The 14,062-nt window shown below is 60.9% G+C and carries 8 protein-coding genes; 3 read left to right on the top strand and 5 right to left on the bottom strand.

Features of this window, described 5'->3' with window-relative positions:
* Positions 1-62: 62 nt before the first annotated feature.
* The gene (morA, locus tag AB4O45_RS09180; RefSeq protein WP_041477787.1) at positions 63-3,911 is read right to left on the bottom strand and encodes a cyclic di-GMP receptor MorA; all 3,849 of its coding nucleotides are present in this window, start codon (positions 3,909-3,911) and stop codon (positions 63-65) included.
* A gap of 287 nt (positions 3,912-4,198) precedes the next feature.
* On the opposite strand from morA, the gene ettA reads away from it, so the two are divergent.
* Positions 4,199-5,863, top strand: a complete 1,665-nt coding sequence (gene ettA, locus AB4O45_RS09175) for an energy-dependent translational throttle protein EttA (RefSeq protein ID WP_016773108.1) — start codon at positions 4,199-4,201, stop codon at positions 5,861-5,863.
* 349 nt (positions 5,864-6,212) lie between these two features.
* Positions 6,213-7,550: an NADP-specific glutamate dehydrogenase gene (gene gdhA, locus AB4O45_RS09170; RefSeq protein WP_460161328.1), complete on the top strand. Its 1,338-nt coding sequence runs from the start codon at positions 6,213-6,215 to the stop codon at positions 7,548-7,550.
* Here gdhA and AB4O45_RS09165 read toward each other — a convergent pair.
* The 4 genes from AB4O45_RS09165 to AB4O45_RS09150 all read right to left on the bottom strand — a co-directional run bounded on the left by AB4O45_RS09165 (position 7,547) and on the right by AB4O45_RS09150 (position 11,125).
* Complete coding sequence (locus AB4O45_RS09165; protein WP_460161327.1) at positions 7,547-8,041, bottom strand: GreA/GreB family elongation factor; 495 nt, start codon at positions 8,039-8,041, stop codon at positions 7,547-7,549. The two genes, gdhA and AB4O45_RS09165, sit on opposite strands and share 4 nt — an antisense overlap.
* A gap of 70 nt (positions 8,042-8,111) precedes the next feature.
* Positions 8,112-8,468, bottom strand: coding sequence for a hypothetical protein (locus AB4O45_RS09160; RefSeq protein WP_460161326.1), 357 nt, complete (start codon positions 8,466-8,468; stop codon positions 8,112-8,114).
* A gap of 219 nt (positions 8,469-8,687) precedes the next feature.
* Entirely contained in the window at positions 8,688-10,541 is a 1,854-nt protein-coding gene (locus tag AB4O45_RS09155) for an Lnb N-terminal periplasmic domain-containing protein (protein ID WP_252876927.1), read from the bottom strand.
* A 95-nt stretch (positions 10,542-10,636) separates the two neighbouring features.
* Complete coding sequence (locus AB4O45_RS09150; RefSeq protein WP_016773112.1) at positions 10,637-11,125, bottom strand: DUF3015 domain-containing protein; 489 nt, start codon at positions 11,123-11,125, stop codon at positions 10,637-10,639.
* Between the two features lie 302 nt (positions 11,126-11,427).
* On the opposite strand from AB4O45_RS09150, the gene AB4O45_RS09145 reads away from it, so the two are divergent.
* Positions 11,428-13,866, top strand: a complete 2,439-nt coding sequence (locus AB4O45_RS09145) for a Lon protease family protein (RefSeq protein WP_016773113.1) — start codon at positions 11,428-11,430, stop codon at positions 13,864-13,866.
* Positions 13,867-14,062 lie beyond the last annotated feature (196 nt).

Below are 14,062 nucleotides of genomic sequence, written 5' to 3'. Positions count from 1 at the left end.
CCCTGCTGCAATGCATTCCCCTGTGGGAGCGAGCCTGCTCGCGAAGGGCGCGCCGCAGATGTTCAGTCGAACATGAACAGCGCATCGTTACAGAACTGCGCTTCAAACCGTCCCGCCGGCATCGGCCGGCCGAACAGATAGCCCTGCACCTCATCGCAACCATGCTCACGCAGGAAGTCCAGTTGCTCGTGGGTTTCCACGCCCTCGGCGATCACCGCCAGGTTCAGGCTGTGGGCCATGGCGATGATCGCCCGGGCGATCTGCGCGTCCTGTTCGCCGGACGGCAGGCCGTCGACGAAAGTACGGTCGATCTTCAGCACGTCGATCGGGAATTGCTTGAGGTAGTTGAGCGATGAATAACCGGTGCCGAAGTCATCGACTGCGATGCTCAGGCCGAGGTTCTTCAGCCCGGCAAGAATCTGCATCGCCTCGCTGACTTCGCGCATCAGGATGCTTTCGGTCAGTTCCAGCTCCAGACACGCCGGTGGCAGGCCGGTTTCGCGCAGGATCGTCGCGATTCGGGTGCCCAACTGGCCGTCGGAGAACTGCCGTGCGGAAATGTTCACCGACACCTTCGGCACCCGCACCCGTTGCTGGTGCCAGGTTTTCAGCTGTCGACAGGCCTCGCTGATAACCCAGTCGCCAACGTCCACCACCAGGCCGAGCTCTTCCAGCACCGGAATGAAATCACCCGGCGGCACCAGCCCGCGACGCGGATGGCGCCAGCGCAGCAGCGCTTCGGCGCCGGTCAGGCGCTTGCCGTCGCCACTGAACTGCGGCTGGTAATACAGGACGAATTCGTTCTGCTCCAGCGCATGGCGCAGATCGCTTTCCAGTTCCAGACGCTCCAGCGCACTGGCGTTCATGTCGGCCTGATAGAACTGGAAGTTGTTCTTGCCGCGTTCCTTGGCGTGGTACATCGCCGTGTCGGCGTTCTTCATCAACTGGCTGAGTTCGTTGCCGTCCTGCGGACTCAGGGCGATGCCGATACTGGCGGTGACGAAGAACTCGCGGCCCTCGAGCACGAACGGCCGCACCAGGCTGGCGAGAATCTGCTCGGCTACGTGAATCGCCCGGTTCAGCGCCAGTTCGCGGTTGGAGCGATGCTGCAACAGCAAGGTGAATTCGTCGCCACCCATGCGCGCGACGGTATCGTCGTCATCGACGCATGCCAGCAGGCGCGTGGCCATGTCTTTGAGCATGCGGTCGCCGGCGGCGTGGCCCAAGGAGTCGTTGATCGGTTTGAAACGGTCGAGGTCGAGGAACATCAGCACTACCCACGACTTCTGCCGTTCGGCCGCTTGCAGCGCGGTGTGCAGACGATCCTGGAACAGCGTGCGGTTCGGCAAATGGGTGAGGGCGTCGTAATAGGCGAGGCGGTGGATGCGCTGCTCGCTGGCCTTGCGCTCGCTGATGTCGCTGAAGAAACACACGTAACTGGCCAGATCGCCCTCATCGTCGAGCACGGCAGTGATGCCGACCCACGCCGGGTAGTGCTCGCCGTTACGGCGCTTCATCCATACTTCGCCTTCCCAGGTGCTGTGCTCGTGCAACTGCTTGAGCACGTAGCGCAGGTGCGCATCCTGCTGTTCGTCGACGGTGAGCATGTTCGGCAACTGGTCAAGCACTTCGCCGACGCTGTAGCCGCTGACCCGACTGAAGGCTTCGTTGGCCTGAACGATATAACCGGCCGGGTCGGTGATCAGAATCGCCGAAGTCGAGTGCTCGAATACCGTAGCGGCCATGCGCAGGTCTTTTTCCGCGCGGCGCTGCTGGCTGATATCGCGGCCGACGCCGAGCACGCCTTCGAACGCGCCGTGTTCGTCCCAAACCAGCACCAGGCGCAGTTCGATCGGAATCTTGCGGCCATCGGCACGCAGGCAATCGAAGAGGAACAGCTGGGTTTGCACCTGACTGCGCAGCAATGCCAGTTGCTCGGGCTTGTCCAGCGCCTTGCTGACGCGGTCCATCAGCACATGAATGCCGTTCAGTTGCCCGGGATTGGCGATGATCGATTGCCAGCCGTTCTGGAAAATCCATTCGGCGTTGTAGCCAAGCACGGCCTGCACCGACGGGCTGACGTAGTTCAGCGAGAGCTTGCTGTCGGTGGAGAAAATCACGTCGCTAATGCTTTCGGCGAGCATGCGGTAACGCTGCTCGCTGTCACGCAGCGATTCGCTGGCCTCGATCTGTTCGGTGATGTCCTTGGCCACGCCGATGATCCGCGTGACCTGATCGTGCTTGTCCCGCGCCAGCGCCTGTTCACGGATGTCGAAGCGCCGCCACTTGCCGTCGCGATGGCGGAAGCGCAATTGGCATTGCAACAACTGGCTGTAACCGGCGTGACGCTGCAACTGCCGCGAGCGATGGTAATAGTCGGCGTCTTCCGGATGCAGAAGGATTTCCCAGAAGTATTCGCCCATCTGATGCAGTTCAGTGCGGTTGTACCCCAGGGTCTGGCCGAGGTGGTGGTTGCTGAAAATCATCCGCTGGCTGATCACGTCCTGCACATACAGATGATCCGGCACGGTGCGCACCACGTCCGACCAGAAGCCTTCGCGCTCCAGCAACGACAGCTCGATCAGCTTGCGGCTGGTGATGTCGTTGATGCTGAGGATCACCGCTTTATAGTCGTGCTGCTCGCTCGGCAGGCGCAGGACCATCCACAGGTGCTGGTCGCGACCATTGCTGTTGGGCAGTTTGATTTCCAGTTCCAGCTGTTTCTGCTGCTGCAGGACGGCGTCGAGGATCTGCTGACCGATCGCGCACTGCGGATGGCGCTGGCCATCGATCAGCAGTTGCCAGGCATCGTCGCAGGAATGCACATCGAGCAGTTGCAGGGCGACCTGATTGACCTCGGTGACGCGCATTTCCGCGAGCAACTGCTGGCGCTGCTGCGGTTGGTCGAGCCAGGCCTTGAGCTGGTCGCTGGTCTGGATCTGCGCCTTGTCGAACATCTGCTTGAGGCCGGACAGGTCAAGCACGCACAAGGCCACGCCGGTGCCTTCGAAAATATCCTGATAACGCCGCCGGCCTTCATGCACCTGGCGCTGGCGCCGACGCATGTTCAACAGGGCGATCACCGGCAACATCGAGAACGCCAGGCCGAGCAGGCATTTGCCGATGAACGCCGGCAGCAATTCTTCCAGTACGCGCTGGCGGTCGAACAGCCCGCGCAGTTGCCAGTCGCTGCTGCTCAGCGGCACGGTCAGCACGGTGTTGGCGACATCGTCAGGCGTCAGCCCGCCAGCCTTGGCCGAGGGCAGCCCCGCTTCGCGGCTGATGATCTGGTGATTGAGGCGGTTTTCCACCAGCCACAACGGGCGCAGGGCGGTGGCGTCCTGTTTGGTCAGCGAGTCGAAGAAGGTTGGCGTCAGGCGCAAGGCCCAGTAACCGCGACTGCTGCCGCTGGCCTGATGCAACAGCAGGTGCACCACCGAGCCGTCATCGGCATTGCTGAAATAATGCGCCTGAGCGCGACTGCGACGCACCAGTTCGGTCAGGTAATCGGCGTCGGAACTGTCGGTGGCGCTGTCGCTGATGATGCGGCCGGAGGGAGAAAGCAGGGCCATGCTGCGCAGATCCGGCAGCGAACGCTGCAACTTGCGCAGGAGCATCTGCTGTTCGTCGGCGGTTTGCGGTTGTTCGACGATCGGTAGCAGATTGAGGGCGATTTGCGCATTCAGCGCCATGTTCAGGCTGACCTGGGCGGCGAGGTCGGCGGTGTAGTCGATGGTGTACTGGCGCTGATTCTTCTGCGTTTCACGCAATTGATCGAGCAGTTGCCAGAACAGCAACGCGAGCAATAACAGCACGAGGGTGGCCAGCGCACCCTTCAATGTCCCGCGCAGGGGCGAGCCGGGCGCCGGTGGGGTGCTGCTCACAGAGGCTGGCGGAGTGACATTGGTCAAGCTGTGATCCTGCGATTTGGCTGGACTGGCGCGACGTGCACTATAAGCCGGACGCCCGAAGGGCGGCTAGCATGCCTTGAGTTGTGGCGAAGTGCCAGCCCCTCTCGGCTGGACTGCCTTCCGGCATTAAGGTAGCTTTGCCGGTTAGACCGGGGGCGTTCCAGCCCCTACAATCAGACTTTTTCCAGCGCGCACGCATTGATTGCGATCAAGTGAACGACGCGCACAGTCTGGCCAGGCATCGCCTGCGCTCCAATCATTCATCTGTCACTGACCCAAGGTTCTCCATGGCTCAATACGTCTTCACCATGCATCGGCTGGGCAAAGTTGTTCCGCCGAAGCGGGAAATTCTCAAGAACATTTCTCTGTCCTTCTTCCCCGGCGCCAAGATCGGCGTGCTCGGCCTCAACGGTTCGGGTAAATCGACGCTGCTGAAAATCATGGCCGGCGTCGACACCGAGTTCGAAGGCGAAGCCCGTCCGATGCCGGACCTGAACATCGGTTACCTGCCGCAAGAGCCGCAGCTCGACCCTGCCAAGACCGTACGTGAGGTGGTCGAGGAAGCGGTCAGCGTGATCAAGGATGCGCAAGCGCGTCTGGACGAGGTCTACGCGGCCTACGCCGACCCGGATGCCGACTTCGACAAGCTTGCTGCTGAACAGGCCAAGCTCGAAGCGATCCTGCAGGCCAGCGACGGCCACAACCTCGAGCGCCAGCTGGAAGTTGCTGCCGATGCACTGCGTCTGCCGGCCTGGGACGCGAAAGTCGAACACCTGTCCGGTGGTGAAAAGCGCCGTGTCGCCCTGTGCCGTCTGCTGCTGTCCGCGCCGGACATGCTGCTGCTCGACGAACCGACCAACCACTTGGATGCCGATTCGGTGGCGTGGCTGGAGCATTTCCTCCACGACTTCCCGGGCACCGTGGTCGCGATCACGCACGACCGTTACTTCCTCGACAACGTCGCCGGCTGGATTCTGGAACTCGACCGCGGCGCGGGCATTCCTTACGAGGGCAACTATTCGGGCTGGCTCGAAGCCAAGTCCGATCGTCTGGCCCAGGAATCCAAGCAGCAGTCGGCTCACGAAAAAGCCATGAAAGAAGAACTGGAGTGGGTGCGCAAAGGCGCCAAGGCCCGCCAGTCGAAATCCAAGGCACGTCTGCAACGCTTCGAAGAAATGCAATCGCAGGAATTCCAGAAGCGCAGCGAGACCAACGAGATCTACATCCCGGCCGGTCCACGCCTGGGTGACAAGGTCATCGAATTCAAGAACGTCACCAAAGGCTACGGCGATCGCGTGCTGATCGACAACCTGTCGTTCTCCATGCCGAAAGGCGCCATTGTCGGCGTGATCGGTGGTAACGGTGCCGGTAAGTCGACGCTGTTCCGCATGCTCATGGGCAAGGAAACCCCGGATTCGGGCAGCATCGAAATCGGCGAAACCGTGCAGCTGGCCTGCGTCGACCAGAGCCGCGAAGACCTCGACGGCAGCAAGACCGTGTTCCAGCAGATTTCCGACGGTTCCGACCAGATCCGCATCGGCAACTATGAAATCCCGTCGCGCACTTACGTCGGCCGCTTCAACTTCAAGGGCGGCGACCAGCAGAAGTTCGTCAAGGATCTGTCCGGCGGTGAGCGCGGTCGTCTGCACCTGGCGCTGACCCTGAAGGAGGGCGGCAACGTCCTGCTGCTCGACGAACCGTCCAACGACCTCGACGTGGAAACCCTGCGTTCGCTGGAAGAAGCCCTGCTGGACTTCCCGGGCGCCGCCATTGTGATCTCTCACGATCGGTGGTTCCTTGACCGTGTCGCCACGCACATCCTGGCGTACGAAGACGACTCGCAAGCGGTGTTCTTCGAAGGCAACTACACCGAGTACGAAGCCGACCGCAAAAAACGCCTCGGCGAAGCAGCGGCCCAGCCTCACCGGGTACGTCACAAGAAACTGGCCTGATTCGGGTTGGTTGCACAAGAGCGGAGCCTTCGGGCTCCGTTTTTTTTGCCCTGGGTTTTTCCTGATAAACCGAGTTGCGGCTTTCGCGAGCAGGCTCGCTCCCACAGGGGTAACGCATTCCAAATGTGGGAGCGAGCCTGCTCGCGAAGACGGTGTAACTGTCGGTGCAAGTCTTGAATCCGTGCTCCCCACTCAGGTGCAAAAACGGATCAAAAACCCCTCGGATTTATATCCTGTGCACCATTTAATTTCATAACTGCGACATTTTGCTCTGTTCCTGTGCGCAATTCGTTTGTTACAGTCCGGCCCAATCTCCTCCAACGACAATAAATTTGCCGAGACTTTGCCCATGATCGAATCCGTCGAATCCTTCCTTGCGCGCCTGAAAAAACGCGACCCGGATCAACCCGAATTCCACCAGGCTGTCGAAGAAGTCCTGCGCAGTCTGTGGCCGTTTCTTGAAGCCAATCCGCATTACCTGACTTCAGGCATTCTCGAGCGCATCTGCGAGCCCGAGCGCGCGGTGGTGTTTCGCGTGTCGTGGGTCGACGATCAGGGCAAGGTCCAGGTCAATCGCGGCTTCCGTATCCAGATGAACAGCGCCATCGGCCCGTACAAGGGCGGCCTGCGCTTCCATCCGTCGGTGAACCTCGGCGTGCTGAAATTCCTCGCCTTCGAGCAGACCTTCAAGAACTCGCTGACCTCCCTGCCCATGGGCGGCGGCAAGGGCGGTTCCGACTTTGATCCGAAGGGCAAGAGCGACGCCGAGGTCATGCGTTTCTGTCAGGCGTTCATGAGCGAGTTGTATCGCCACATCGGCGCCGACGTTGACGTGCCGGCCGGTGATATCGGTGTCGGTGCGCGGGAGATCGGTTTCCTCTTTGGCCAGTACAAGCGCCTGAGCAACCAGTTCACCAGCGTCCTCACCGGCAAGGGCATGACCTACGGCGGCAGCCTGATTCGCCCGGAAGCCACCGGTTTCGGCTGCGTGTACTTCGCCGAAGAAATGCTCAAGCGCCGCGGGCAGACCGTGGAAGGCAAGCGCGTGGCGATTTCCGGTTCCGGCAACGTTGCCCAGTACGCGGCGCGCAAAGTGATGGACCTGGGCGGCAAAGTGATTTCCCTGTCCGACTCCGAAGGCACGCTGTACTGCGAGGCAGGCTTGAGCGAAGCACAGTGGCTGGCGCTGCTGGAGCTGAAGAACATCAAACGCGGGCGCATCAGCGAACTGGCGAACGCTCATGGTCTGGAATTCCGCGCCGGCCAACATCCGTGGTCGCTGCCGTGCGATATCGCGCTGCCCTGCGCGACACAGAACGAACTTGATGCCGAGGCCGCGCGCACGCTGCTGCGCAATGGCTGCGTCTGTGTGGCTGAAGGCGCGAACATGCCGACCACGCTGGAGGCTGTGGATATCTTTATCGAGGCCGGCATTCTGTTCGCACCGGGCAAGGCGTCGAATGCGGGCGGTGTTGCCGTCAGCGGTCTGGAAATGTCGCAGAACGCCATGCGCCTGCTGTGGACGGCGGGCGAGGTGGACAGCAAGCTGCACGCGATCATGCAGTCGATCCACCACGCCTGCGTGCATTACGGCGAAGACAACGGTCAGATCAATTACGTCAAAGGCGCGAACATTGCCGGCTTCGTCAAAGTCGCCGATGCGATGTTGGCGCAAGGCGTGGTTTAAGCCGGTTCGATGCGGATCACTTCGATCAGTTGGTCGCCGGCAGGCCGCTGCCATAGCACTTCATCGTTGAGCCGGGCGCCAAGCAAAGCCCGGCCCAGCGGTGAGGCCCAGTTGATCAGGCCCTGACTGGCGTCGGCCTGATCTTCGCCGACCAGTTGCACGCGGTGTTCTGTGTCGTGTTCATCGGCAAAAGTCACCCAGCTACCGATCTGTACCTTGTCGATGGAAGTCGCAGCGATTGCAACTTGGGCACTGCTCAGGCGTTGAGTGAAATAGCGCAGATCCCGTTGCAGATCGGCCAGACGTTGCTTGTCGGCCTGCTCGCCCTTGGCCGTTTGCTCGGCGTGCAGGCTCTGCAACTCGGCGACTTTCGCCTGCAACTGCGCCAGACCTTGCGGGGTGACGTAGTTGGGCTGCGTGCTGACCTGACGTTCGACCGGCTGATCGGCCTGCGCGGCGGCGTTGTCTTCGTTGACGAATGCGCGACTCATGAAGTCCTCCTGTTAAAGGATTTGGGCCATGATTGCCGGCATTTGGTTTCAACGGATGTCTGCAAGCGACCTATTGCGAGCGATAAGCCCGCCCGACGTCCTGGTCCTTCTGCTGCTGCCAGGCACGTTCGCGTTCATCCCAATGTTCGCTGCGATATTGCTCGCGATCCCTGTTTTCCAGCATCGCCTGACATTGGCGGAAGCCGTCGACCCAGCCGTCGGCGTATTGCTGGTCCTTGAGATAGCGCGGCACATTCTTGCGAAATTCACCGCTGATCGAGCCCGCCGCTTGCCGGCCGCTGACGCAACCGTCATCGAAACCGTCGGCGAAGGCCGGTGGATAGCCTTTGGCGATCAAGTCTTCATGGGTGGTCTGGCAACCGCCCAGCGCCAATACAACGCCCAACAATCCCACGTACCGCCACATCGCACTCTCCCGCGCCGGTTTTCGGCTGATACGGGAAGTCTAGAAGGCGATTCATGAGGCGGCTGTCGAAGGCCTGTGAAAAATCCATTGCACACCACAAAGCGCCTGTGGGAGCGAGCCTGCTCGCGAAGGCGTCGTGTCAGCCAACACTACTATTGATTGACCCACAGCTTTCGCGAGCAGGCTCGCTCCCACAGGAAGATATGCATGGTTTCGGGATCAGTAGTGATACCACTTCACTTCCAGCATGACTTCCGTTTCCGGGCTGGCGAGCTGGCTGAATTCACGCTGAGCGCTCAGGCGCAAACCGAGGTTGCGCGACAGCTCCCACTGCTGATTCAGGCTCAGGCTGCGGCGCACTTCGCCGTTGAAGAAGTAGTCGCCCTTGGCCTCCAGGCTCAGATTGCCCAGCGGGTTTTTCCACAGCACGCCGGTATTGAAGCCACCAGCCGGGGAAACGAACTCGGCGAAGTCGTTGTTGTGTTCCACGCGTACCGTGCCCAGCGCGAAGCCGAGCACGTCTTCGCCCAACTGCCACGTGCCGCCGCCGCCACCGTTGACATGGCTGACCAGCGTCTCGTCATCATGCTTGCCCGGCACCCGCTCAAGGCCACCGGTGACTTGCCACGACAGCGGTTGCAGCAGCTCGTTGCGCGGCGTCAGCGAACGAATGGTCGCCAGATCCAGTTGCTGTAGCTGCCAGTCATTGCCTTCGTATTGGCGCAGCTTCAGTTGCAGGATCTCGATCTGCGCGCCGAGAGGAAAGCTTTCGGCGTTGTCATTGAGGTCGTGATAAGCCATGCGCAGGCCATATTCGCCAAAGGCGCGATCGCCTCGCGTACCTAGGCCGGCCTGCCAGGTGCGGGACTCGTGGCCATCTTCGGGCAGACCGGGTTGCGGAATTTCCAGCTCCGGCGCCGGGTTCTTGTTGATCGCCCGCAGCAGTTCAAAACTGCGCTGCGCTCGTTGCGGGTCGCGCTCCTGACCGTTGGCGCGGTAGCGCTCCAGACGATAGGCGGCGTCGACGATCAACGCCTGACGTGCGCGCGGCAGGGCTTTGAACGTTGGCTCTTGCAGGACTTTTTGATCGGCGCTGACTTTCAGCACCCATTGCTGTTCTTCATCGCTCAACGGTTCGGCGCGGCTGAGCAGTTCACGTTCGCGGGACGGGCGATATTCGATGTGTTCGACCAGCCCGGCCTCTTTCACCGCTTTGACAGTGTCGGTCGGGATCGCGGTCAGCGGGAATTGTTCGGTCAGGCGCAGGCTCGGTCGCGCCACTTGCAGCAGTTCCAGCAAACGATACGAGCAGTTTTCGTCGAAGAAGAAGTAGTCGAACTGGATCTGCTTGAGCTCCCACACATGTTCGACCATGCGTGCGGTTTCTTCCTGAGTCAGGTTGAGGCGGTATTCCCACAGGTCGCGGTTTTCCAGGCTGCGGTATTCCGAGAGTTTTTCCTGATACGGCACCAGCGCAAACAGCCCCGGGTAGCCGCCCATCAAGCCTTTCCAGGCATACAGAATGCTGTTGTCCGAGCCTTCGATGTAGGCACCGAAGTTGATCGCGTAGCTGAGCAGCGAAGTCTTGTCGGCCTGCACATCCGCCTGATCGATGCGCAGCAGGGTGTGGCCGAACATCGACGAAGGGCTGTTGAGATACGCCGCCGGGAAGATCATCACCGCGCTGTGCGGCGAGACGTCCTTGAACCATTGCTTGTATTCGGCGCATTCGGGCGCTGGCAGGTCGGCGAGATTGAGCTGCGCTTTCAGCCAGCGTGTACGCGCCGGGTAGACGCATTGTGCGTGTTGCTCGCCGAGGCTGGCCGGGGCGTACAGCGCCTGCACGGTGGCGGCCAGTTCGCGGTCCGGATGCTCGTTGCCGTCGGGCGCGAGAAAGAACTTCTTGTCGCTGACATAGCTGCGCCAGCCGCCGAGTTTGGCGGTTTCGTAATGACCGAGGGAAATCCAGAAGCGGTCGTTGGCCAGTTGCTGCAAACGTTGAGGATCGATGTGAGGCGCGGCGGACAGCGGGGCGCAGACACAGAGCGCCAGCCAGGCAAGGCGTTTGAGCATAGTCGGCAACTTGAACAGGAAAGTAATAAAGACCCAAAGAGGGGCGGGCCAAAAAAACAAAACCCGCTTCCCGAAGGAAGCGGGCGGGGTCGAGCTTAAGCCTGAGTTGCGTACTTGGCCAGACGTGGGTCCGATTTCAGTACTGCCAGGGTGTTGGTATGCACGTCTTCAGCGGTCACGTCAGCTTTGCTGAAGATCTGCTGGAAGTGCTCGTGGGTCACTTGCGCGAAGTGCGCACGATCTTCCGGTGCTACGCCCAGGACCACGGCATAAGTGGTCAGCGCTTCGCCATTGCCTTTGGCCATGTCTTCGGACAGCTCGTTCATCATGCCATTCATGGCGAACCAGGATTTGCCGCCGTAGGTCAGCGATGCGTTGGTCGAGCAACCGTTGGTGCCGGAAGTCATACCGAACGTGGCGTTACCGGAAGTGCCGTTGGTGGTGGAAGCAAGGAAGTGCGCCGGGGTGCCACGCTGACCTTCGAACAGCATGTTGCCCCAACCGCAATCCGGGCCGCCCGGGGCTTGCGCCATTGCGTTGATGGATACAGCGGTGAAGAGAGTACCGAGAAGAATCCGTTTCATAGCTTTGTTCTCTTTATGTGCATACCAATGGACAGGGTTCTGGCCCTTCGCGCTCTGCCCGAGGACAGAACCGAAAGTGTCAGTGGGCCGGTATTAGTTCCAGCCGCGCAGTTTGGAGTTTAGGCACGTTCCAGCGGTTCCGTGATTTTTTGCAAAATATTTGGAATAAACCTCTGATTTATCGGGATGCGTCGGCCGGCCGCGCGCTTGTCTATGCTTTGTCATGTGGCGCGCCTTGCCAGTGGGGCACGGGCAGCGCCAGAATGCCGCTACCTGCCCCGCCTGATTGTTAAGGAAGCCCGATGCCTGATCCTGTTGCTGCCAGCCTGCGTCTTGCGCCCGAAGCGCTGACTCGTCCGTTTTCCGCTGAACAGTTCAGCTTCACTAGCACCAATGATCTGGAGCCCTTTCGCGGTGTGCTCGGCCAGGAACGCGCGGTCGAAGCCTTGCAGTTCGGTGTGGCGATGCCACGCCCCGGTTACAACGTATTCGTCATGGGCGAGCCCGGCACCGGCCGTTTCTCGTTCGTCAAACGCTACCTGAAAGCCGAAGGCAAGCGCCTGCAGACCCCGGCGGACTGGGTCTACGTCAACAACTTCGATGAACCGCGCGAACCACGTGCACTGGAGCTGCCATCGGGCACGGCGGCCTCGTTCATCGGTGACATCAACGGCCTGATCGACAACTTGCTGGCGACTTTTCCGGCAGTTTTCGAACACCCGTCCTATCAGCAGAAAAAAAGCGCCATCGACCGCGCCTTCAACCAGCGCTACGACAAGGCGCTGGACATCATCGAGCGGCTGGCCCTGGAAAAAGACGTCGCCCTGTACCGCGACAGCAGCAATATCGCCTTCACGCCTATGCTCGACGGCAAGGCCCTGGACGAAGCCGAATTCGCGCAGTTGCCGGAGGCCGAGCGCGAGCGGTTTCACGATGACATTTCCGGCCTCGAGGAGCGCCTGAACGAAGAACTCGCCAGCCTGCCGCAGTGGAAGCGCGAGTCGAACAATCAACTGCGCCACCTCAATGAAGAAACCATCACCCTGGCCTTGCAGCCGTTGCTGGCGCCGCTGTCGGAGAAGTACGCGGAGAACGCCGGGGTCTGCGGTTACCTGCAAGCGATGCAGGTCTACCTGCTGAAAACCGTGGTCGAACAACTGGTCGACGACAGCAAGACCGACGCCGTCGCGCGCAAGTTGCTGGAGGAACAATACGCACCAAGCCTGGTGGTCGGGCATCCGGCCAGCGGCGGTGCACCGGTGGTATTCGAGCCACATCCGACCTACGAAAACCTGTTCGGCCGCATCGAGTACACCACTGATCAAGGTGCGCTCTACACCACTTACCGGCAGTTGCGTCCGGGTGCGCTGCACCGCGCCAATGGCGGTTTCCTGATTCTTGAAGCGGAAAAAATGCTCAGCGAGCCGTTCGTGTGGGATGCGCTCAAACGCGCCCTGCAATCGCGCAAACTGAAAATGGAGTCGCCGCTGGGCGAGATGGGCCGCTTCGCCACCATGACCCTGAATCCGCAGCACATCCCGCTGCAGGTCAAAGTCATCATCATTGGTGCGCGGCAGCTGTATTACACGCTGCAGGATCTCGATCCGGACTTCCAGGAGATGTTTCGCGTTCTGGTCGACTTCGACGAAGACATCCCGATGGTCGACGAAAGCCTCGAGCAGTTCGCCCAGCTCCTGAAGACGCGTACTTCGGAAGAAGGCATGGCGCCGTTGACCGCCGATGCGGTGGCACGATTGGCGACCTACAGCGCACGGCTGGCCGAGCATCAGGGGCGCTTGTCGGCGCGCATTGGCGATCTGTTCCAACTGGTCAGCGAGGCGGATTTCATTCGCCATCTGGCCGGCGATGAAATGACCGACGCCGGCCATATCGAACGCGCCCTTAAAGCCAAGGCCACCCGCACCGGGCGGGTCTCGGCGCGGATTCTCGACGACATGCTCGCCGGAATCATCCTCATCGACACTGACGGTGCAGCAGTCGGCAAGTGCAACGGGCTGACGGTGCTGGAGGTCGGTGATTCGGCGTTCGGCGTGCCGGCGCGGATTTCCGCCACGGTCTATCCGGGCGGCAGCGGTATCGTCGACATCGAACGTGAGGTCAACCTCGGCCAGCCGATTCACTCCAAAGGCGTGATGATCCTCACCGGTTATCTGGGCAGCCGTTACGCCCAGGAATTCCCGCTGGCGATTTCGGCAAGCATTGCGCTCGAGCAGTCGTACGGTTACGTCGACGGCGACAGTGCATCGCTGGGCGAGGCGTGCACGCTGATTTCGGCACTGTCGAAAACCCCGCTCAAGCAATGTTTTGCCATCACCGGTTCGATCAACCAGTTTGGCGAAGTGCAGGCGGTCGGCGGGGTCAACGAGAAGATCGAAGGCTTCTTCCGCCTCTGCGAAGCACGCGGTCTGACCGGCGAGCAGGGCGCGATCATTCCCCAGGCCAACGTCGCCACGCTGATGCTCGATGAGAAAGTCCTCGCCGCCGTGCGCGCCGGCCAGTTCCACGTGTATGCGGTGCGTCAGGCCGATGAGGCGCTGAGCCTGCTGGTGGGCGAGCCGGCCGGAGAGCCGAACGCCGATGGCGAATTCCCCGAAGGCAGCATCAATGCCCGAGTGGTCGAGCGCCTGCGCGATATCGCCGAGATGATCAGCGAAGAGGACTTGAAAGAGGCCGAGAAGGAGCTGGCGCAGGAGGCTCTCGCCGAAGCCAAACCGGCCTGATCAGTTCACGCCAGACCCTGTGGGAGCGAGCCTGCTCGCGAAAGCGCTGTATCAATCGACGAATGAGTTGGCTGATCCATCGTCTTCGCGAGCAGGCTCGCTCCCACAATGCTTTTCCAGATTGATTTCTGCGGGGATCTTCGGGGAATGTGTCACGAGTCTGGCGCCAATATTCACACAATGACCATTCGGCGCC

The organism is Pseudomonas sp. S2_B10 (assembly GCF_054668425.1).
This window is presented reverse-complemented; position numbering and strand designations above follow the sequence as displayed.

Excerpts from the sequence above, each read along its gene's own strand:
- AB4O45_RS09160 (WP_460161326.1), bottom strand. The coding sequence starts at position 8,468 with ATGTGGCGGTACGTGGGATTGTTGGGCGTTGTATTGGCGCTGGGCGGT.
- AB4O45_RS09145 (WP_016773113.1), top strand. The coding sequence starts at position 11,428 with ATGCCTGATCCTGTTGCTGCCAGCCTGCGTCTTGCGCCCGAAGCGCTG.
- gdhA (WP_460161328.1), top strand. The coding sequence starts at position 6,213 with ATGATCGAATCCGTCGAATCCTTCCTTGCGCGCCTGAAAAAACGCGAC.
- AB4O45_RS09165 (WP_460161327.1), bottom strand. The coding sequence starts at position 8,041 with ATGAGTCGCGCATTCGTCAACGAAGACAACGCCGCCGCGCAGGCCGAT.
- AB4O45_RS09150 (WP_016773112.1), bottom strand. The coding sequence starts at position 11,125 with ATGAAACGGATTCTTCTCGGTACTCTCTTCACCGCTGTATCCATCAAC.
- ettA (WP_016773108.1), top strand. The coding sequence starts at position 4,199 with ATGGCTCAATACGTCTTCACCATGCATCGGCTGGGCAAAGTTGTTCCG.
- AB4O45_RS09155 (WP_252876927.1), bottom strand. The coding sequence starts at position 10,541 with ATGCTCAAACGCCTTGCCTGGCTGGCGCTCTGTGTCTGCGCCCCGCTG.